Below are 17410 nucleotides of genomic sequence, written 5' to 3'. Positions count from 1 at the left end.
GATGTGGAGAGCGGCACTGGAACTCCGCAGGAAGTCGCTCGAGGCGGTGTCTAAGTCCGCTGGACGCGGGTGGGAACTGCCGCCCTGCTGTGGGTGAATGAAACGGACAGTCGTTCGGACGGGGAGGGCTCGAATGGACCGGGACATACGCAAGGTGGACGACGTGCTCAGGCTGCTGGACGGCCTGTTCGCGCCGGAGTCCGACAGCCTGACGAACGATGCCGCAGCCTGGTGGGACAGCGTGTACGCGGACCGTTCCAGCGCGGTGCCGTTCTTCGCGCCGAAGCCGGACGAGAATCTGGTCTCCTACGCCGAGCGCGGGCTGCTCGGGACGGGGCGTGCTCTGGACCTGGGGTGCGGTGCGGGCCGAAACGCGCTGTATCTGGCCTCGCTGGGCTTCGACGTGGACGCGGTCGATCTGTCGTCGGCGGCCGTGGCCTGGGCCGAGGAGCGTGCCCGGGATGCGGGGGCGAAGATCCGCTTCGTGTGCGGCGACGCGCTGGCGCCGGCGGACGGTGAACTCGACGGCCCCTACGACCTGATCTACGACTCGAGTTGCTTCCACCATCTGCCGCCGCACCGCCGTATCAGCTATCTGGCCTTCCTCGAGCGGGTCCTGGCCCCCGGAGGGCATCTCGCGCTCACCTGCTTCGCGGGCGGCGGGATGGGGTCCGAACTCAGTGACACGGACTTCTATCGCCAATCCGGTCTGCGGGGCGGTGTGTTCCATGCCGGCCTGGCCTACACACCCGAGTCGCTGCGGTGGGTCTTCTGCGACCTGACCGAGGTCGAGGTGCGCCGCATGAGCAAAGAGCCGCCGCAGTCGCCCTGGTTCGGTGAGCCGTTCTTGTGGACGGCGCTGTTTCGTCGGGACCAGCCGTGAAAGCCCGGGCGCGCCGCCGCCAGCGCCGCTGCTGACAGCCGACCCGGCCCACGGCAGGGGGCGCGGGCCAGGTCAGGCGGTCTGGCGGTCTGGCGTCCCGCTCAGGCAGGGAGGTGGAGGCGCAGACGGCGGGCGGCAGCGGCCACGGACGCGCCGGCTGCCAGGGCGATCCCGGCCAGCGCCAGGAAGTAGGCGGGCAGGGGCACAACGGCGGTCAGGCGGAAGAGCTGCCCGCCGAGGACGACCCCGACGGCGGCGAACATGCCGTTCAGCGCCAGGAACCTGTTGAGATAGCCGGGCGGGGCGGCCGCGGCGGCCAGTGCCAGGCCGGCCGGGGCGAGCACGACCTCGCCCAGGGAGTACAGCAGGTAGACGGCGATCAGCCAGGCCATCGAGACGTGGCCGGTACGGGCCAGGAGGGCGGCCACCGTCATGACGACGAAGCTCACCCCCGCCGCGGCCAGGGCTCCGGCGAACTTGGTGGTCGTCGTCGCCCGCACCCGGCCGGCGAAGGGCGCCAGGAGCAGGATGAACAGCGGGTGCACGGACTGCAGCCAGCTCGCTGGGACCGTGAAGCCGAGAACATCGCGGTCGGTGTGATGCGCAGCGAAGAGCGACAGGGCGGAACCGCTCTGCGCGAAGATCATCCAGAAGGCCGCCGAGGCTGTCATGACCGCGGTGAAGGCGGTCAGCCGGTGGCGCTCGACGGCGCTGCGGCGGCCCAGCGCACGCAGATAGAGAAACGGCAGGCACACGGTGGCCAGGCCCAGCAGGGCCAGCACCGCGAGCAGCGGCAGAACGCCCAGGACGACGGTGGTCGCGGCGGTGGCACCGACCGCGACGACCGCAACGGCACGCCGGGCGGCGGTCCGGGCCTCCGCGCGGGTCAGGGGCCGGGTGGGTGCGCTGCCGACGCCGTCGAGGACGCGCAGGCCGATACGGAACTGAGCAAGGCCCGCCACCATGCCGAAGGCGGCCGCCGCGAAGCCCAGGTGCCAGGTGACCTTTTCCGCGAGGAATCCGGTGACGACCGGGGCGAGCAGTGCGGAGACCTGGATGCACATGTAGAAGCGGGAGAAGGCCTCCTCCCGCTTGGCCGTGCCGCTGACCGCGGACACCATGGCGGCCAGGGACGGCTTGACCAGGCCGGTGCCCACGACGACGAGGGCGAGACCGGTGTAGAGGGCGGGGGCGGCCGTGATCGCGAGGACGGCGTGGCCGCAGGCGATGAGCGCGCCGCCCGCCAGTACGGCCCGGCGAGCCCCGAGGACCCGGTCGGCGAGCCAGCCCCCGGGCAGGCCGGCCATGAAGTTCAGGGACATGTAGGTCGCGAAGAGCGCGGTGGCCGTCTGCTGGGACATGCCCAGGCCGCCGTCGGCGGGGGCGGCGGTGAGATAGAGGACGAGGATCGCCGCCATGCCGAAGAAGCTGAAGCGCTCCCACAGGTCGACGCCGAGCAGGGTGAGAAAGCCACGGCGGGCCCCGGGGCCCGCGACGCCGCCCTCCCGTACGGCGGGTGTGTTCGTCCGTGCGGCGGACCGGCTCTGCCCGTCTCCGGTGTCCCCACGACGTATCCCGGCACCGCTGTGGTCGCGTGTCCGGCTCGGGCTGTCCACGGTCTCTCCTTCGTGCGGTTCGGATCAGGCGACGGCCAGGTCGTGCGCGCGCAGCGGCTCCCACCAGGCGCGGTTGGCGTGATACCAGGCGACCGTCTCGGCCAGAGCCGTGTCGAAGTCCTTCGCCGGCCGGTATGCGAGCTCGGTGCGTATCTTCGTGAAGTCGACGGAGTAGCGCCGGTCATGGCCCTTGCGGTCGGGCACGAAGTCGACCATCTCCCAGCCGACGCCGCAGGCGGTGAGGAGACGCTGTGTCAGCTCCCGGTTCGTCAGCTCCGTGCCGCCGCCGATGTTGTAGATCTCACCGGCCCGCCCCTGGGTGCGGACCAGTTCGATGCCGCGTACGTGGTCGTCGATGTGCAGCCACTCCCGGACGTTGAGGCCGTCGCCGTACAGCGGCACCTTCCGGCCCTGGAGCAGGTTGGTGATGAACAGCGGGATGACCTTCTCCGGGAACTGGTGGTGCCCGAAGTTGTTGGTGCAGCGCAGGACGCGCGTGTCCAGACCGTGGGTCCGGTGGTAGGAGAGGACGAGCAGGTCGCTTGCGGCCTTTGACGCCGAGTACGGGGAGCTGGGGTGCAGCGGGTCCGTCTCGGGGCAGGCGTGGTCGACGGAGCCGTACACCTCGTCCGTGGAGATGTGGACGAAGGTGCCGATGCCGTGCCGCAGGGCGGCGTCGAGCAGGATCTGCGTGCCCACGACATTCGTCTGGACGAACGGGTCCGCGCCGGTGATCGAGCGGTCCACGTGGGTCTCGGCCGCGAAGTGGACGATCTGGTCGTGCTGCGCCACCAGCCGGTCCACGAGCGGGGCATCACAGATGTCGCCCTGCTCGAAGGCGAAGCCGGCGCTGTCGCGCACGGCGTCGAGGTTGGCCGGGTTCCCCGCGTAGGTGAGCTTGTCGAGGACGGTGACGCCGACGTCGCCGGGGCCGTGGGCGCCGAGGAGCGTGCGGACGTAGTGCGAGCCGATGAAGCCGGCTCCTCCGGTTACCAGAATCCTGTTGGTCATGAGGAGATCTGCACCTTGCTGTTGTCTCCGAGGATCAGACGGTGCGCCGCACGGGTCCGGGGCGCCGGGGTGACCTGGACGTTCCGTCCCACGAGGGAGGACTCCAGCCGGCGGACGCCGGTGATGGAGGAGTCGCCGAGGACGATCGAGAACTCGATCTCGCTGTCCTCCACGCGGCAGTTGTCGGATATCGAGGTGAAGGGGCCGACGTACGAGTCGGTGATCGAGGTGCCCGCTCCGACGACGGCAGGTCCGACGATGCGCGATCTCCGCACGACCGCGCCTTCGGAGATCTCCACCCGCCCGATGATCTCGCTGGCGTCGTCGACGTCACCCTCGATCTTGGTGATCAGGGTCTCCAGGACGGTTCGGTTGGCCTCGAGCATGTCCTCGACGCCGCCGGTGTCCTTCCAGTAGCCGGTGATCGTGGTGGAGCGGACGCTCTTGCCCTGCCTGATCAGCCATTCGATGGCGTGGGTGATCTCGAGTTCGTCTCGCCAGGAGGGCTTGATCGCGCGTACCGCCTCGTGGACGGCGGGCGTGAAGAGGTAGACGCCGACCAGGGCGAGGTCGCTCTTGGGGTGGATCGGCTTCTCCTCCAGGCCGATCACCCGCCCGGACGCGTCGAGTTCGGCGACGCCGAAGGCCCGCGGGTCGGGGACCCGGGTGAGGAGGATCTGGGCGTCCGGGCGCTCCCGGCGGAACTCCTCGACGAGTCCGGTGATACCGCCGAGGATGAAGTTGTCCCCGAGGTACATCACGAAGTCGTCGTCGCCGAGGAAGTCCCGTGCGATCAGCACCGCGTGGGCCAGGCCCAGCGGCTCTTCCTGCGGGATATAGGTGACGCGCAGCCCCATCTTCGAGCCGTCCCCCACCGCGTCCATGATCTCCTGGGCGGTGTCGCCCACGATGATGCCGACCTCTTCGATCCCGGCGGCGGCGATGGCCTCCAGGCCGTAGAAGAGGACGGGTTTGTTCGCGACGGGGACCATCTGTTTCGCCGAGGTGTGGGTGATCGGACGCAGCCGAGTCCCCGCCCCTCCGGACAGGACGAGTGCCTTCACGTGTTCGCTCCGTGGGTCTGCGGCGCTTCGCCGGCAAGGTGGGTGGGTGAGCCCGGGTATGTCACCGAGCGCGGTGCTGGGCGGTCAGGCGCTCGAGGATCGGGACGGTGTCGTTCGGAGTGGGCTCTACGAGGGCCTCCTGGCGGAGGCGTTCGGCGGCTTCCCGGAAGGACGGCTCGTCCAGGATCCGGACGAGGTTCTCGCGCAGGAGGTCCGGCTTGAGCTCACCGGCCGGGATGTAGAGCCCGGCACCGACGCGCTCCAGGTGCCGGCCCTTGACCGGGGTGTCCCAGGTGGCGGCGATCACGATCTGGGGGACCCCGTACAGCATGGCCGTGCCCCAGGTGCCCGAGCCGCCGTGGTGGACGATCGCCGAGCAGCTCGGCAGGAGGGCCTGCAGCGGGATGAAGTCGACCAGCCGGGTGTTGTCCGGCACCTGGCGCAGGTTCTCTCGCTGGAGGCTGTCCATCGTGGCGATGATCTCGATGTCGAGGTCCGCCACGGCGTCGAGCAGGTCGGCCTGGGAGATGTAGTCCAGGCCCCGCTCGCGTCCGGCGACACCGAGGGTGAGGCAGACACGGGGGCGCTGCGGGGGCTCGTACACCCACTGGGGCACGACGGAGGGGCCGTTGTACGGGACGTACCGGCTGGGGACGATCTTCAGGCCGGACTTGAGCCGGGCGCTCTCGGGCAGCAGGTCGACCGTCCACTGGCCGGTGACGAGCTCCTCGTCGAAGGTGTCGCCGAAGCGCGCGGCCACGCCGCCCAGCCAGTCGGCGAGCGGATCGCTCTGCTGGTCCGCCGGGCGGGCGCGGTTGAGCGCGAGGAACTCCTCCCGGGCGCGCATGGTGACGTCCTGGCCCCAGACGATCCGGGCGTGGGCGGCACCGACGGCCCGCGCGGCGATGGCGCCGGCGTACGTGCCGAGCTCCCAGAGCACCAGGTCGGGCCGCCAGGCGCGGGCGAAGTCCACCATCCCGTCCACGAAGGTGTCGTTGTTGAGGGTGGTGTGGAACCGGCCCACCAGGGCCTCGTGCAGTTCGTGCAGATAGTCCCAGGTCAGGGTCTCCGGGGTGGAGAACGTGAAGTCCCACTCGCGGCTGTAGGACGTCGTGCCCGAGGGCGCGGGGGCGAACATGGCGTGGTCGGTACCGACCGCGACCGCGGACAGGCCGGCCTGGACGATGTCGTCGACCAGGACCGGGTGGCTGGCGACCAGCACCTCGTGCCCGGCGTTCTGCAACGCCCACGCCGTGTTGACGATCTTGTAGAAGTGCGTCTTGATACCGGCACAGGCCAGGAGTACTCGCATGATCAACCTCTCGATTCAACGGCCCGGTCGGCCAGCATCTGCAGTACGCCGACGAGGGTGGCGGCCGCCACGAGCTGCCGGTTCGCGATCAGCGCCGGCATGTCCCGCAGCGGAATCCACGCCATCGCGTCGGATTCGTGGGGGTCGGTGGGCGCGCCCACCCGAGTGGCCGAGGCAGCCCTGAACACGTGCTGCTCGGCGTTGGTGATCCCGGTGATCGGCTGGACGTAGCCGAGCGGGGTCACGTCGGACGGGAGCCAGCCGGTCTCCTCGACCGCCTCGCGGACGGCCGCCTGGGCCGGCGTCTCGCCCTCCTCCACCGCGCCGCCGGGAAGTTCCCAGCTCCAGGTGTCCGTGGTGAAGCGGTGTCGCCATAGCATCAGCACCCGGTCCTGGTCGTCCGTGACGGCCACGGCCACGGACGGCGGGATCCTGACGAGGTGGTGGTCCCGGCGTGAGCCGTCCGGGAACTCGATGTCGGACAGCAGCAGGTCCACCCACTCGCTTTCGTAGAGCGGGCGTTCGCCGTGCACGATCCACCGCATCGCAGCCCCCTACACCCGGCTCGGAGCGGTGCGGACGGCGACCTCGGCGACCAGTGCGGCCAGGGCGGCGGACCGGTCCGCGACGGGCTGCCAGCCCGTGATCCGGGTGAAGGCCGACGCGTCGACCTCCATGCCCTGGAGGTCGGTGGCTTCGGCCTCGCCCGGCGGCGGGACCTCGACGACCGGAACGGGGTCCGCTCCGGTGTGGTCCGCCACGGCCGCCGCGATCGCCGTGAACATGTCGCCGAGGGGTTCGCTGCGGCCGGTCCCGATGGGCCAGTGCCGTCCCGCGAGGGCGTCGGCGTGGTCGAGGGCGGCGGCGAAGGCGCGGGCGACGTCCGTCACATGGATCATCTCCCGGCGGACGGTCTTGTCCCACAGCTCCAGACGCCTGCCCTCGAGGGCACGCCGGATCATGGTGACGACCACGCCGCGGTCGGCGGCCGTGTCCTGGGGGCCGGGTCCGAAGATGGTCGGCATCCGCAAGGAGACGGCCCGGATCAGGCCCTCGTCGCCGGCTGCCTTCAGCGCCAGCTCGGCCTGCAGTTTCTGCCGCGGGTAGGCGCTCCTGGGGTCGTCCGGCTCGGAACCGTCGATGCGGACCTTGCCGGGTACGCCGACCGAGGCCACGGTTCCGGCGAACAGCACGGCCGGGCGGCGGTCCGGTACGGCGTTCTCCCGCAGGACCCGGACGAGGTCGTGCACCAGCCCGACGTTGACCCGCTCGACGGCAGGGTCGGCGCCCGCGCCGCGCCACGAGGTCGCGCCGGAGATACGGGCGGCCAGGTGCACGACGGCGTCCGCACCCTCGACGGCGGCGGCGAGCTGCCCGGGGACGGTGAGGTCCGCGACCACGGTCTCGACTGCGGCGCGGGCCCCCTCCGGTACGGCGGCCGGGCGGCGCGAGACCAGCCGCAGCCGGATGTCCCGTACGGCGAGCTCGCGGGTGAGGGCGGTGCCCAGATAGCCGGAGGCGCCGAGGACGACGACGAGCGGCCGGGGCGCGGCGGCGGTCACAGCGCCGCCTCGAGCGCGCAGCTGGTCTGGTAGTCCGGCAGGAGCCCCCGTTCGAGGGCCTGCTCCAGCGTGGGCGCCACGATGTCGCGCTCCGACAGGATCGGCTCGACGCCCTCGAGGGTGACGGGCAGTCCGAGTGCCGGGTCGAGCGGGGAGATGGCGTGCTCGTTCTCCGTGACGAACGGCCCGGACATCAGGTACACCATCGCGGTGTCGTCCTCGAGGGCGACGAACGCATGGCCGACCCCGACGGGCAGGTACGTCGAACGGAAGTGCTCCTGGTCGAGCAGGACCGAGTCCCACGTGCCGAACGTCGGCGACCCCACCCGCAGGTCGACCACCAGGTCGAGGGCCCGGCCTCGCGCGCAGTAGACGTGCTTGGCCGTGCCCGGCGGGGTCGAGGTGAAGTGCACACCGCGCACCACGCCTCGCCGGGAGTGGCTCTGACTGGCCTGGTGGACGGGGAAGGCATGCCCGGTCGCGTCGGTGAACAGCGGTCGCTGGTAGGTGGCCACGAACAGACCGCGGTCGTCGGGGAAGACCTTGGGCGTGAACTCGAAGGCGCCCTTGACGGCGAGTTCGCGGACGCCCGCGGTCGCGGTCGCCGTAGGGCCGGCGTGTTCGGTCGTCATCTCTGGGTTCCCTGGGTCGTCACAGCTCGACGGCGTGTGAGGTGAGCAAGGCCATGAGCGTGCGGGCCTGCACGTTCACGTAGCGGCCGTACCGCAGCAGCGTGTTCAGCTGCCCCGCGGTGAGCCAGCGGTAGCCCGGCGGCGGCTCGTCGGGAGCCTCGGTCTCGTCGGCCTCGACGATCAGGTAGCGCGCCTGTGCGTTGAGGAACCGGCCGCCTTCCTCCGAGTGGACGGCCTCGTAGCGGATCCGGTCGGGACGGGCGCCGAGCACCAGGTCGAGGAAGGGGGGCCGGGCGTCGCCGGTGAGGTGCGCGTAGTGCCGGGGCGTGTACTGGACGGTGGGCGACAGCTCGATGGAGTCGATGAAGCCGGCCTCCACCCGGGCGTGCGCGAGCAGGTGGGGGACGCCGCCGATCTTCCGGGTGACGAAAGCGATGGCGCCCTGGCCGCGGGGTTCGAACAGGGGCTGCGTCCAGGCGCCGACCTCGCGGTTGGACGCCTGGGCCCGCACGGCCACCACACTGAAGTACCAGTCGCGTTCGTGGTCGATGGATTCGGGGCCGCGCCGCCAGCCCGAGACGCCGTGCAGCGGGATCCGGCGGACATCCACGGAGTGGCGGGAGCGCTCCGCCGCGTACCAGGACAGCAGTTCCGCGTCGGTGTGCAGGGCGCCGGTCTCCTCGAAAGGCACCGGGAGGCAGGCGAGCACCGTGCGCGAGTCCATGTTGACCACGTCGTCGCGGCGCAGCAGCTCGCCGATCTGACCCAGCGTCAGCCAGCAGAAGTCGTCGTGCAGGACGACGTCCTCCGTGGTCTCGACGATCACGTTGCGGTTGAACTTGCGGTAGAACCAGGCTCCGTGCTCGGACTGCAGGACGTCGGCGAGTACGGTCGCCCCGGCCGCCCCGGTGAAGTACTCGAGGTACTTGACGTCGGCGCCCTTGTGGACCTTGGTGTAGTTGCTGCGCGTCGCCTGGACGGTCGGTGACAGCTGGACCAGGTTTGCGTTGCCCGGCTCCATCTTCGCCTGCATCAGGAAGTGCAGGACACCGTCGAACTCCTTGGCAAGGATGCCGAGAATGCCGACCTCGGGCTGGTTGATGATGGGCTGCTGCCACTCGGGGAAGGGGCCCTCCCCCACCGTGACGTGCAGGCCCTCCACGCTGAAGAACCGGCCCGTGTCGTGGACCAGGTTCCCGGTCGCCGGGTGGAACGACCAGGACTCCAGGTCGGCGAACGGAATCCGTTCCACCCGGAACCGGTTCACCAGCGCCCGGTAGGCGAGCCAGCCCGTGAAGTCGTCGACGGACATGCCCGATCCGGCGCCGGCGGCGGCGGACCGGGCCAGCCGCGCCGGCAGCCCGACATCTTCACGTGCGCTGAGCGTTGCTGTGGTCGACATCGGCTCGTCCTCGTCCGTCGTCCGGTCACTCGCCCCACTTCATGTAGATCACCGGCGGCTCGCGGCCCGGCAGCTGGCGCAGCGGGGCGTGGTCGAGGCCGAAGACCTCGCGCAGGGCCGTGGTCTCGCCCGGCCACTTGGGGTGGGCGAGCTCGTCGAAGGCGAGGATGCTGCCCTTGGTCAGGTGCGGGCGGATCGCCTCGAGCAGTTCCTTGGTGGGCTGGTACAGGTCGAGGTCGAAGTAGGCCATCGCGATGACCGTCTCCGGGTTCTCCTCCAGGTACTGCGGGACGGTCTCGCGGACGTCGCCCTGGATGACGAAGGAGCGCTGCGTGTGCCCGAACGGCTCGGACAGCTCGTGGGCCGCGAGGACCTCGCGCAGGTGCTCGACCTCGCCGTCCGGCACCGCGAACCGGCCGGGGACCGCGCTGGTGCTGACCTTGTCGACGTCCTCGATGTCGTCGGGGAAGCCCGTGAAGGTGTCGAAGCCGATGATGCGGCGCAGCGAGTTGTACGGCTCGTAGATGCTGCGCAGAGCCGTCAGGGTCGCCAGGTGGCGGCCGTGGAGGACACCGAACTCCATGATGACGCCCGGGACCTCGGGCAGCATGCGGTACAGCGCGTCCATGGACAGCAGGTCGGACAGCTGGTGGCGGCGCAGGTACACCGGCAGGTTGTCGATCAGGTACTTGGGCGGGATCGGGCTTTCCTCGAAGAGCTTGGTGAGCCGCTCACGCGCTTCGCGCTCCTGGTCCGACTCGTGGGGAACGATCCGCGGGTCGGTGAATCCGTCCTTGGCCATGAGGGGCCGGTCCTTTCGTTCGGTGAGTCAAGAGAGCCAGGCGTCGGGTGCCGGTCCGCCACGGCCGACCGGTGGGAAGAGCGCGTCGAGCCGGTCCAGTACGTCCTGGGGCAGCGGCTCGTGCAGGGCGGCGAGGGCGCCGTCGACGTGGGCGGCGGTACGGGGGCCGATGACGAGCCCGGTCACCCCGGGGCGGGACAGGGCCCAGGCCATGCCGACCTCGGCGGGATCCCGCCCGAGGTTGGCGCAGAGCTTCTCGTACGCCTCGATGGTGCCCCGGTGGTGTTCCAGGGCCTCCAGCGCACGGCCCTGACCCGATTTCACGGCGGTGTTCTCCCGCAGCTTGCGCAGGACGCCGCTGAGCAGGCCGCCGTGCAGGGGCGACCAGACCAGGACGCCCAGGCCGTACGCCTGTGCGGCCGGGATCACTTCGAGCTCCGCGTGCCGGGTCACGAGGTTGTACACGCACTGCTCGGAGGCGAGTCCGAGGAAGTGCCGTTGCCGGGCGGCCTCCTGTGCGGAGGCGATGTCCCAGCCGGCGAAGTTGGAGGAGCCGACGTAGCGGACCTTGCCCTGGGCCACGAGGATCTCCATGGCCTGCCAGATCTCGTCCCAGCCGACGGCACGGTCCACGTGGTGGATCTGGTAGAGGTCGATCCAGTCGGTGCCGAGCCTGCGCAGCGAGGCCTCGCAGGCGGAGATGACGTTCCGCACCGACAGGCCCTGCTGGTAGGGGCCGTCCCCCATGGGGTCGCCGACCTTGGTCGCGAGCACGATCTCCTCGCGCCGGGACGGGCGGGCCGCCAGCCAGCTGCCGATGACCTCCTCGGCGTGGCCCTTGTGGACGCGCCAGCCGTAGGTGTTGGCGGTGTCGAGGAAGGTGACTCCCTGGGCGACCGCGTGGTCGAGCAGGCGGTGGGCACCGGACTCGTCGAGCCGGCCGCCGAAGTTCACGGTGCCGAAGGCGAGTTTGCTGATCTCCAGCCCTGTCCGGCCGAGCCGGGTGTGGAGCGGGCTGCGCGTCATCTGTCGTACTCCCCACTGCGTCGGCGGCTCTTGCGCTTCGGGTCCCAGCATGGAGAGGTCGTCTCGAACGGCCCTGGTGTCCGGCTGGTCCGCCGCCGGAGCGTGGAAACGGTGGGGGCCGGCGGGCCGGGAGTCTCCCGGCCCGCCGGCCCCAGACGGTGTGCTGTCCGGCTCAGCCGAAGATGTGGATGTTCTCGTCGACCCAGTCGCGCAGGGTCAGCGGGGCCTTGCCGGTGATCTTCTCGACGGAGTCGGAGATCTTCCAGTCCCATGCGGCGGACTGGCGCTTGAGCTCGAGCAGGGCTTCGAGTCGGGGACCCCCCCAGCCGAGACGGTCGAACTCGGCCTGGGTCTCGGCCTGGGTGCGCTCGACGACCCTGACTTCCTTGCCGAGGGCTTCGCCGATGATCTCGCCCTGGCGCTGCGGGCTGAGGGCCTCGCCGCCGGTGAGGGTGTAGGCCTGGCCCTCGTGGCCGGAGGTGGTGAGGACCTTGGCGGCAACGGAGGCGATGTCCCGCGGGTGGATCATCGCGGAGACGGGGTCGCCCTCGGTGACGTACATGGTCCGCTCCTTGCCGATGGTGTCGGCGTAGCCGTAGAGGTAGACCATGAAGGTGCCGGGGCGCAGGATGGTCCACTCCAGGCCGGACTCCTGGATGACCTGCTCGCCGGCACGGTGGCCGGAGGTCAGCGGGTCGGTGGCGCCGTAGCCGACGCCGCTCGTGGAGAGCTTGACCAGGTGCTTGACGCCGGCTTCGCGGGCGGCGGCGACGAGGGTGCGCTCCTGGACCGGGCCCTCGGGCCCGTAGCCGGGCGGGCAGACGAAGACGCGGTCGACGCCGGCCAGGGCGGCGGGCAGCGTCTCGGGCTTGTCGAAGTCGCCGGCGACAACCTCGACGCCGGCGGGGAAGTTCGCCTTGCCGGGGTTGCGGGTCATCGCCCGCACGGGCACGCCGTCGGCGGCGAGCTGGGCGACGAGTTCGGAGCCGACGTTGCCGGTGGCACCGGTTACGAGAATCATTGCGTGTGTCTCCTTGGGATGTGCTGCACGGCGGAAGTCCGTGCGAAGGGGCCACTCATGGAGTGGGAGAGTCGGTTCGCCGCGAGGGCGGAGGGGGAGGCGGCGGTGCCGTCGCCGGACTACTCGGACTCGTCGCCGCCGTGGCCGTGACCGCCGGCGAGCTTGACGTCCTTGAGGAAGAGCGCGGCCACCAGGCCGATCAGCGCGATCGGGATCACCGCGTAGAACGTGGCACGGAGCGAGTCCGCGTAGATGTCGACGACTTCGGCGCGCACGGAGCTGGAGAGGCGGCCGAGCACCTCGGGCGAGAGCGAGCCGTCCTTGTTGAGGTCGGTGCCGGCTTCACCGCTGAGCCGCTCGTGGAGGCCGGTGCCGAGCCGGGAGGTCATCAGAGCGGCGAAGAGCGAGACACCGAGGCCGGTGCCGAGCTGCCGCATGAGGTTGGCGGTGCCCTGCACGGCACCGATGTCCCGCATGCTCGCGGTGTTGCGGGCGGCGAGGCTCAGGGCCTGCGAGTTGAGGCCGGCGCCGACGCCGAAGAGCATGACGTACAGGACCGTGAGCGGGACCCCGGTGTCGGGGCCGGCGGTGGAGAACAGCAGGCCCGCGAGAGCGAACACCGCCATGCTGAGCACCGGGAACCAGCGGTAGGACCCGCTGTGCCCGATGACCTTGGTGCTGAGCCAGGAGGTCACGACGACACCGAGCATCAGGGCGGTGAGGGCGTAGCCGGACTGCTGTACGTCGAGGCCGAGGACGGTCTGCAGCCACAGGACCAGGTAGTTGAGCACACCCAGGCCGATGAACCCGGCGATGAAGCTGAGGATGACGACGATCGTGAAGGTCCGGTCGGCGAAGAGCCGGAGCGGGATGACCGGGTCGACGGCGCGACGCTGGGCGAGGATGAAGAGCGCCACGGCGAGGACGGATCCGACGGCCAGGCCGAGGATGACGGGCGAGGTCCAGGAGTACTTGACGCCGGCCCAGCCGGTGAGGAGGTTGAGGGCGACGATCGCGGCGACGAGCAGGACGACGCCGGCGTAGTCGATGTGCGCCTTCTGGCGGGTCTGAGCGGGCAGGCGCAGCAGTGCGGAGACGATGACGAGGACGACGAGGCCGACGGGCAGGTTCACGAAGAACACCCAGCGCCAGTTGGCGAGGTCGGTCAGGATGCCGCCGAGCGTGGGGCCGATGAGCGAGGCGGCGCCGAAGGTGATGGCGAACCAGCCGTAGTAGCGGGCGCCTTCACGCGGCGAGAACATCTCGCCGATGAGGGCGAGGACGCAGATGAACAGCCCGCCGCTGCCGATGCCCTGGATGACGCGGAAGGTGATGAGCTGACCCATCGTCTGGGCAATGCCGCATAGGGCGGATCCGGCGAGGAAGACGATGATGGAGGCCATGAAGACGCGCTTGCGCCCGAAGAGGTCACCGAGTTTGCCGTAGACGGGTACGGCGGCGCTGCCGCCGATGAGGTAGCCGGTGGTGACCCAGGCGAACTGGTCCAGTCCGCCCAGGTCGCTCACCACGTGCGGCAGTGCGGTGGCGACGATCTGCGTGTCCAGCAGGGACAGGAAGACCGCCACCATGAGGGTGAACACGACCGTGTTGGTGCGGGCCGGCGAAGCAGATGCTGCGGAGGCGTTGACAGCCGGCTCGGCTGCAGGGGAAGCCATGAGGAATCCTTGTAATCGAGGAGCGGTGCCGGGATACGCGGGCGCCACTCGGAGTGGGAGTACGCAGAACGAACTCGTTGAAGAACGCTGCTGTTGTCGCAGCGGAGATAGGGTGGTCGGATCCAGTCCGACTCCGGCCTCTTCGGCCCTCTCAACCACTGATCAGTCGTCAGTTGACTGCTGATCCTGGTTCTTCGTTGTTCGTTGCTGGGTGGCCACATCCTCTGTGTCGATTACAGATGCCCGGTACCTTAGCCGATGATCAGAGAGCGGTGCAACCGCTGTGCGGTCGGCCCACCGGCCGACCGCCGGGCGGTCAGGGGACCAGCACGACCTTGCCGGTGTGCTGCCGGGCCTCCATCAGCTCGTGCGCCTTGGCCGCGTCCTCCAGTGGGATCCGGCTGTACACGGCGGGCTTGACCTGGCCGGACTCCACGTACTCCAGGAGCTCCTTGCGGCCCGCGGCGATGACCTCGGGCCGGTCCTGGAACAGGGCGTACAGGTTGAAGCCGTGCAGCGACTTCATGTCGATGAAGTCCCAGGGCGAGATGGCCGGCGGGCGCTCGCCCGAAGCGCCGCCGTAGCAGACGATGCGGCCGAAGCGGGCGGCCAGCTGAATGCTGTGCGCGAGGACCTCGTTGCCGACCGTCTCGAGCACCAGGTCGGCGCCCTTGTCGCCGGTGGCCGCGCGGACCTCGTCCACCCAGTCCTCGTGCCCGTAGCAGATCGCGACGTCCGCGCCGACGGAGCGGATGAAGTCGAGCTTGGCCGGGGATCCGACGGTGCCGATGATGCGGCCGGCACCCTTGGCACGGGCGAGCTGGACGAGGAGGTGGCCGATGCCGCCGGAAGCCGCGTTGATCAGGACGGTCTCGCCGGGCTTCAACTGACCGACCGTGGTGAGCACGTGGTACGCGGTCTCACCGGGACTGGGCAGCGCGGTGGCCTGAGCGGCGTCGATGGTCGCCGGGATCCGGAAGACCGTGGCCGCGTACGCCGTCGCGTACTCGGCGTAGGCGCCGTAGCGGACCGGGGCGACGACGCGGTCTCCCACCGCCACGTCGGTCACGCCCGCGCCGACCGCCTCGACGACACCGGCGACATCGCCGGCGGGCGCGGCGGGCAGGGTGGCGGGGCCGCCGATGGGCAGGCCCTGGCGCTTCTGGACGTCGGCGTAGTTGACGCCGATCGCCTCGGCGCGGATCAGTACCTCACCGGCTTTGGCCTCCGGCTTGGGGGCGTCCTCGACGCGCAGGACGCTCGGGTCGCCGTGCTCGTAGTAACGGACGACGCGCATGGTTCCTCCAGGGGAGTCTGGGCGGGCGGTCACCAGGTGACCGGGACAGTGCGGAAGCCGCTGAGCAGCCGCCCGGGCATCCATTCGAGTTCGTCCTCGGTGCACGCGAGCGTCAGCGTCGGGAACCGGTCGAACAGGTTGGTCAGGGCGATCTGCATCTCCATGCGCACCAGCGGGGCGCCCAGGCAGTGGTGGATGCCGTGGCCGAGCGTGAGGTGGCGCGTGTCCTCGCGGCGGATGTCGAGCCGGTCCGCCTCGGGGAAGCGTTCCTCGTCCCGGTTGGCGGCGCTGATCGCGGCGAGAACTCCGCTGCCCGCGGGGATGGTGACGTCCCCGAAGGTCATGTCCTCCAGCAGGATCCGGTAGGCGGCGCCGTCGCCGGGGCCCTGGTAGCGCATGAGCTCCTCGACCGCGTTGGGCATGAGCTCCGGGTGCTCCCGCAGGTCGGCCAGCTGCTCCGGGTGCAGCAGCAGCGTCGCGACGCACAGCCCGATCTGAAGGAACGTCGTCTCGTGGCCGGCCATGAGCAGCTGGGTGGCCGTGGAGACCAGCTCGCCCTCGGTGAGCTGGTCCTCGTCGTCGCGGGCCGCGACGAGCGCGCTGAGCACGTCGTCCCCCGGGGCGCGCCGCTTGTCGGCGACGAGCGAGCCGAGGTACTCGCGCAGTTCCTTGGCCGCGGCCTGGATCTCCTCGGCCGGGTTGTTCTCGAGGACGAGGAAGGCCTCCGACCACTTGCGGAACTGCGAGCGGTCACCGCGCGGCACGCCCAGCAGGTCGCAGATCATGTTGATCGGCAGCGGATGCGCGTACGCCTCGACGATGTCGGCCGAGTTGCCGCCTCGCTCCATCTCGTCGAGGAGCTCGTGGGTGAGCCGGTGGATGCGCGGACGGAAACTCTCCACCAGTTCGGGCGTGAACGCCTTCGCAACGAGCCGCCGCAGCCGGGTGTGCTGCGGCGGGTCGGTGAAGTTGAGGCTCTCCAGCGGCGGCCAGTTGGTCATCAGCGGCACATCGGGCCGGTGCAGGTCCGCGCTGCACCGGGGGTCGAGCAGGACCCGGCGGACGTCTTCGTAGCGGCCGACCATGTAGCCGGGCGAACCGCTGGGCATCGTCAGCTGGGCCACCCGCTGCTCGCGCAGCGCGGCGAAGTCGACCGGGCAGCGGGTCGGGTAGTCCCGGCTGAAGGGAAAGGTGAACTTCGGTGCTTCTTCGGTCATCGGGGTCTCTTCATTTCTCATGGTCGAGGTCGCCGGCCGGGAGAGTCGAGCGCGCACGACGGCCACCGGCGGGCCTGGCGGGTGTCAGGCTCCGCCGGTGACCCGGATGGTCTGGCCGTTGACGTTGCCGTTGGCGCGCGAACCGAGGAACACGATCGTGTTCGCGACGTCCTCGGGCACCGACAGGTGGCCCGACGGGAGGGTCTTCGCCTTGGCCTCCAGCGCGGCGGCCGGGGCGATCCGGCGCACGTTCTCGGTCAGGGTCTGGCCCGGGGCGACCACGTTGACCAGGATGTTCTCGGGGGCCAGCTCCCAGGTCAGGCTCCGGGCGATGCCCAGCAGGCCGGCCTTGGCCGCGCCGTAGGCGGCGCCTCCGACCATGCCGTAGTCGGCGAGGCCCGAGGAGACCATGACGATGCGGCCCCACTCGCGGCCGCGCATGAACGGCAGCGCCGCGGCGATCGTGTGGAAGGTCGCGTCGACGCTGGTGCGCAGGACCTCCTGCCACAGCTTCGGGTCGGCGTCCTCGAAGGCGGGCATCACCCGGCCGGGGCGAGGGATGCCCTCGGACCACACGACGGCGTTGCTGACCAGGACGTCGATGCCGCCCCAGGTGTCGGCGACGGTCTTGACCGCGTCCCGGATGACGGCCTCGTCGGTGAGGTCGTAACGCACCGTCAGGGTGTCGGCGGCGCCGGCCTCGCGGGCGAGCCGGGCGGTCTCCTGCGCGCCTTCCTTGTTGCTGTTGTACGTGATCGCGACGCGCGCGCCGTCCTTGGCATAGGCGACGGCGGTCGCCCGGCCGATGCCCGAGGAGGCCCCGGTCACCAGCACGACCTTGTTACGGAGATCGGTCTCCATCACTCACTCCAATTCAGCCAGATCGTGG

Annotated in this window: 16 protein-coding genes; 1 reads left to right on the top strand and 15 read right to left on the bottom strand. The window is 70.4% G+C overall.

Going from position 1 to position 17410, the window contains the following annotated elements; all coding sequences use genetic code 11:
- Positions 1–133: 133 nt before the first annotated feature.
- Positions 134–883: a class I SAM-dependent methyltransferase gene (locus ACQEV2_RS26385; protein ID WP_433046310.1), complete on the top strand. Its 750-nt coding sequence runs from the start codon at positions 134–136 to the stop codon at positions 881–883.
- 101 nt (positions 884–984) lie between these two features.
- On the opposite strand, the gene ACQEV2_RS26380 is transcribed toward ACQEV2_RS26385, so the two are convergent.
- The 15 genes from ACQEV2_RS26380 to ACQEV2_RS26310 all read right to left on the bottom strand — a co-directional run bounded on the left by ACQEV2_RS26380 (position 985) and on the right by ACQEV2_RS26310 (position 17382).
- On the bottom strand, positions 985–2499 hold the full coding sequence (locus ACQEV2_RS26380) for a peptide MFS transporter (protein ID WP_433046307.1): 1515 nt from the start codon (positions 2497–2499) through the stop codon (positions 985–987).
- 24 nt (positions 2500–2523) lie between these two features.
- Positions 2524–3510 (bottom strand): dTDP-glucose 4,6-dehydratase, encoded by a 987-nt coding sequence (rfbB, locus tag ACQEV2_RS26375; RefSeq protein ID WP_433046304.1) that lies wholly within the window; start codon positions 3508–3510, stop codon positions 2524–2526.
- Positions 3507–4574 (bottom strand): glucose-1-phosphate thymidylyltransferase, encoded by a 1068-nt coding sequence (locus ACQEV2_RS26370; protein WP_433046301.1) that lies wholly within the window; start codon positions 4572–4574, stop codon positions 3507–3509. The genes rfbB and ACQEV2_RS26370 overlap by 4 nt, the downstream gene beginning before the upstream one ends.
- A 61-nt stretch (positions 4575–4635) precedes the next feature.
- On the bottom strand, positions 4636–5886 hold the full coding sequence (locus ACQEV2_RS26365; protein WP_433046298.1) for an activator-dependent family glycosyltransferase: 1251 nt from the start codon (positions 5884–5886) through the stop codon (positions 4636–4638).
- 2 nt (positions 5887–5888) lie between these two features.
- Entirely contained in the window at positions 5889–6431 is a 543-nt protein-coding gene (locus ACQEV2_RS26360; RefSeq protein ID WP_433046295.1) for an NUDIX hydrolase, read from the bottom strand.
- 9 nt (positions 6432–6440) lie between these two features.
- Entirely contained in the window at positions 6441–7448 is a 1008-nt protein-coding gene (locus ACQEV2_RS26355; protein ID WP_433046292.1) for an NAD-dependent epimerase/dehydratase family protein, read from the bottom strand.
- Positions 7445–8080, bottom strand: coding sequence for a dTDP-4-dehydrorhamnose 3,5-epimerase family protein (locus ACQEV2_RS26350; protein WP_433046289.1), 636 nt, complete (start codon positions 8078–8080; stop codon positions 7445–7447). The genes ACQEV2_RS26355 and ACQEV2_RS26350 overlap by 4 nt, the downstream gene beginning before the upstream one ends.
- A gap of 19 nt (positions 8081–8099) precedes the next feature.
- On the bottom strand, positions 8100–9482 hold the full coding sequence (locus tag ACQEV2_RS26345) for an NDP-hexose 2,3-dehydratase family protein (protein ID WP_433046286.1): 1383 nt from the start codon (positions 9480–9482) through the stop codon (positions 8100–8102).
- 25 nt (positions 9483–9507) lie between these two features.
- On the bottom strand, positions 9508–10284 hold the full coding sequence (locus tag ACQEV2_RS26340) for a class I SAM-dependent methyltransferase (RefSeq protein WP_433046283.1): 777 nt from the start codon (positions 10282–10284) through the stop codon (positions 9508–9510).
- 27 nt (positions 10285–10311) lie between these two features.
- A complete protein-coding gene (locus tag ACQEV2_RS26335) occupies positions 10312–11310 on the bottom strand; it encodes an aldo/keto reductase (RefSeq protein ID WP_433046280.1) in 999 nt (332 codons plus the stop codon).
- Between the two features lie 172 nt (positions 11311–11482).
- Positions 11483–12331 (bottom strand): SDR family oxidoreductase, encoded by an 849-nt coding sequence (locus ACQEV2_RS26330; RefSeq protein WP_433046277.1) that lies wholly within the window; start codon positions 12329–12331, stop codon positions 11483–11485.
- Positions 12332–12450: 119 nt separating this feature from the next.
- Positions 12451–14007 (bottom strand): MDR family MFS transporter, encoded by a 1557-nt coding sequence (locus ACQEV2_RS26325; protein WP_433046274.1) that lies wholly within the window; start codon positions 14005–14007, stop codon positions 12451–12453.
- Positions 14008–14323: 316 nt separating this feature from the next.
- A complete protein-coding gene (locus ACQEV2_RS26320) occupies positions 14324–15304 on the bottom strand; it encodes a quinone oxidoreductase family protein (protein ID WP_433046271.1) in 981 nt (326 codons plus the stop codon).
- 29 nt (positions 15305–15333) lie between these two features.
- Positions 15334–16521, bottom strand: a complete 1188-nt coding sequence (locus ACQEV2_RS26315) for a cytochrome P450 (RefSeq protein WP_433046268.1) — start codon at positions 16519–16521, stop codon at positions 15334–15336.
- An 84-nt stretch (positions 16522–16605) separates the two neighbouring features.
- Positions 16606–17382: an SDR family NAD(P)-dependent oxidoreductase gene (locus ACQEV2_RS26310; protein ID WP_433046265.1), complete on the bottom strand. Its 777-nt coding sequence runs from the start codon at positions 17380–17382 to the stop codon at positions 16606–16608.
- Positions 17383–17410 lie beyond the last annotated feature (28 nt).

This window comes from Streptomyces sp. CA-251387, assembly GCF_050936625.1.
GTDB lineage: Bacteria > Actinomycetota > Actinomycetes > Streptomycetales > Streptomycetaceae > Streptomyces.
Note: the sequence above shows the minus strand (reverse complement) of the source record. Positions and strands in the feature narration are given on the sequence as shown.

What these genes read in the sequence shown, in the direction of transcription:
- rfbB (WP_433046304.1), bottom strand. Translation starts at nt 3,510, where the DNA reads ATGACCAACAGGATTCTGGTAACCGGAGGAGCCGGCTTCATCGGCTCG.
- ACQEV2_RS26325 (WP_433046274.1), bottom strand. Translation starts at nt 14,007, where the DNA reads ATGGCTTCCCCTGCAGCCGAGCCGGCTGTCAACGCCTCCGCAGCATCT.
- ACQEV2_RS26340 (WP_433046283.1), bottom strand. Translation starts at nt 10,284, where the DNA reads ATGGCCAAGGACGGATTCACCGACCCGCGGATCGTTCCCCACGAGTCG.
- ACQEV2_RS26350 (WP_433046289.1), bottom strand. Translation starts at nt 8,080, where the DNA reads ATGACGACCGAACACGCCGGCCCTACGGCGACCGCGACCGCGGGCGTC.
- ACQEV2_RS26330 (WP_433046277.1), bottom strand. Translation starts at nt 12,331, where the DNA reads ATGATTCTCGTAACCGGTGCCACCGGCAACGTCGGCTCCGAACTCGTC.
- ACQEV2_RS26310 (WP_433046265.1), bottom strand. Translation starts at nt 17,382, where the DNA reads ATGGAGACCGATCTCCGTAACAAGGTCGTGCTGGTGACCGGGGCCTCC.
- ACQEV2_RS26360 (WP_433046295.1), bottom strand. Translation starts at nt 6,431, where the DNA reads ATGCGGTGGATCGTGCACGGCGAACGCCCGCTCTACGAAAGCGAGTGG.
- ACQEV2_RS26385 (WP_433046310.1), top strand. Translation starts at nt 134, where the DNA reads ATGGACCGGGACATACGCAAGGTGGACGACGTGCTCAGGCTGCTGGAC.
- ACQEV2_RS26320 (WP_433046271.1), bottom strand. Translation starts at nt 15,304, where the DNA reads ATGCGCGTCGTCCGTTACTACGAGCACGGCGACCCGAGCGTCCTGCGC.
- ACQEV2_RS26345 (WP_433046286.1), bottom strand. Translation starts at nt 9,482, where the DNA reads ATGTCGACCACAGCAACGCTCAGCGCACGTGAAGATGTCGGGCTGCCG.
- ACQEV2_RS26365 (WP_433046298.1), bottom strand. Translation starts at nt 5,886, where the DNA reads ATGCGAGTACTCCTGGCCTGTGCCGGTATCAAGACGCACTTCTACAAG.
- ACQEV2_RS26335 (WP_433046280.1), bottom strand. Translation starts at nt 11,310, where the DNA reads ATGACGCGCAGCCCGCTCCACACCCGGCTCGGCCGGACAGGGCTGGAG.
- ACQEV2_RS26315 (WP_433046268.1), bottom strand. Translation starts at nt 16,521, where the DNA reads ATGACCGAAGAAGCACCGAAGTTCACCTTTCCCTTCAGCCGGGACTAC.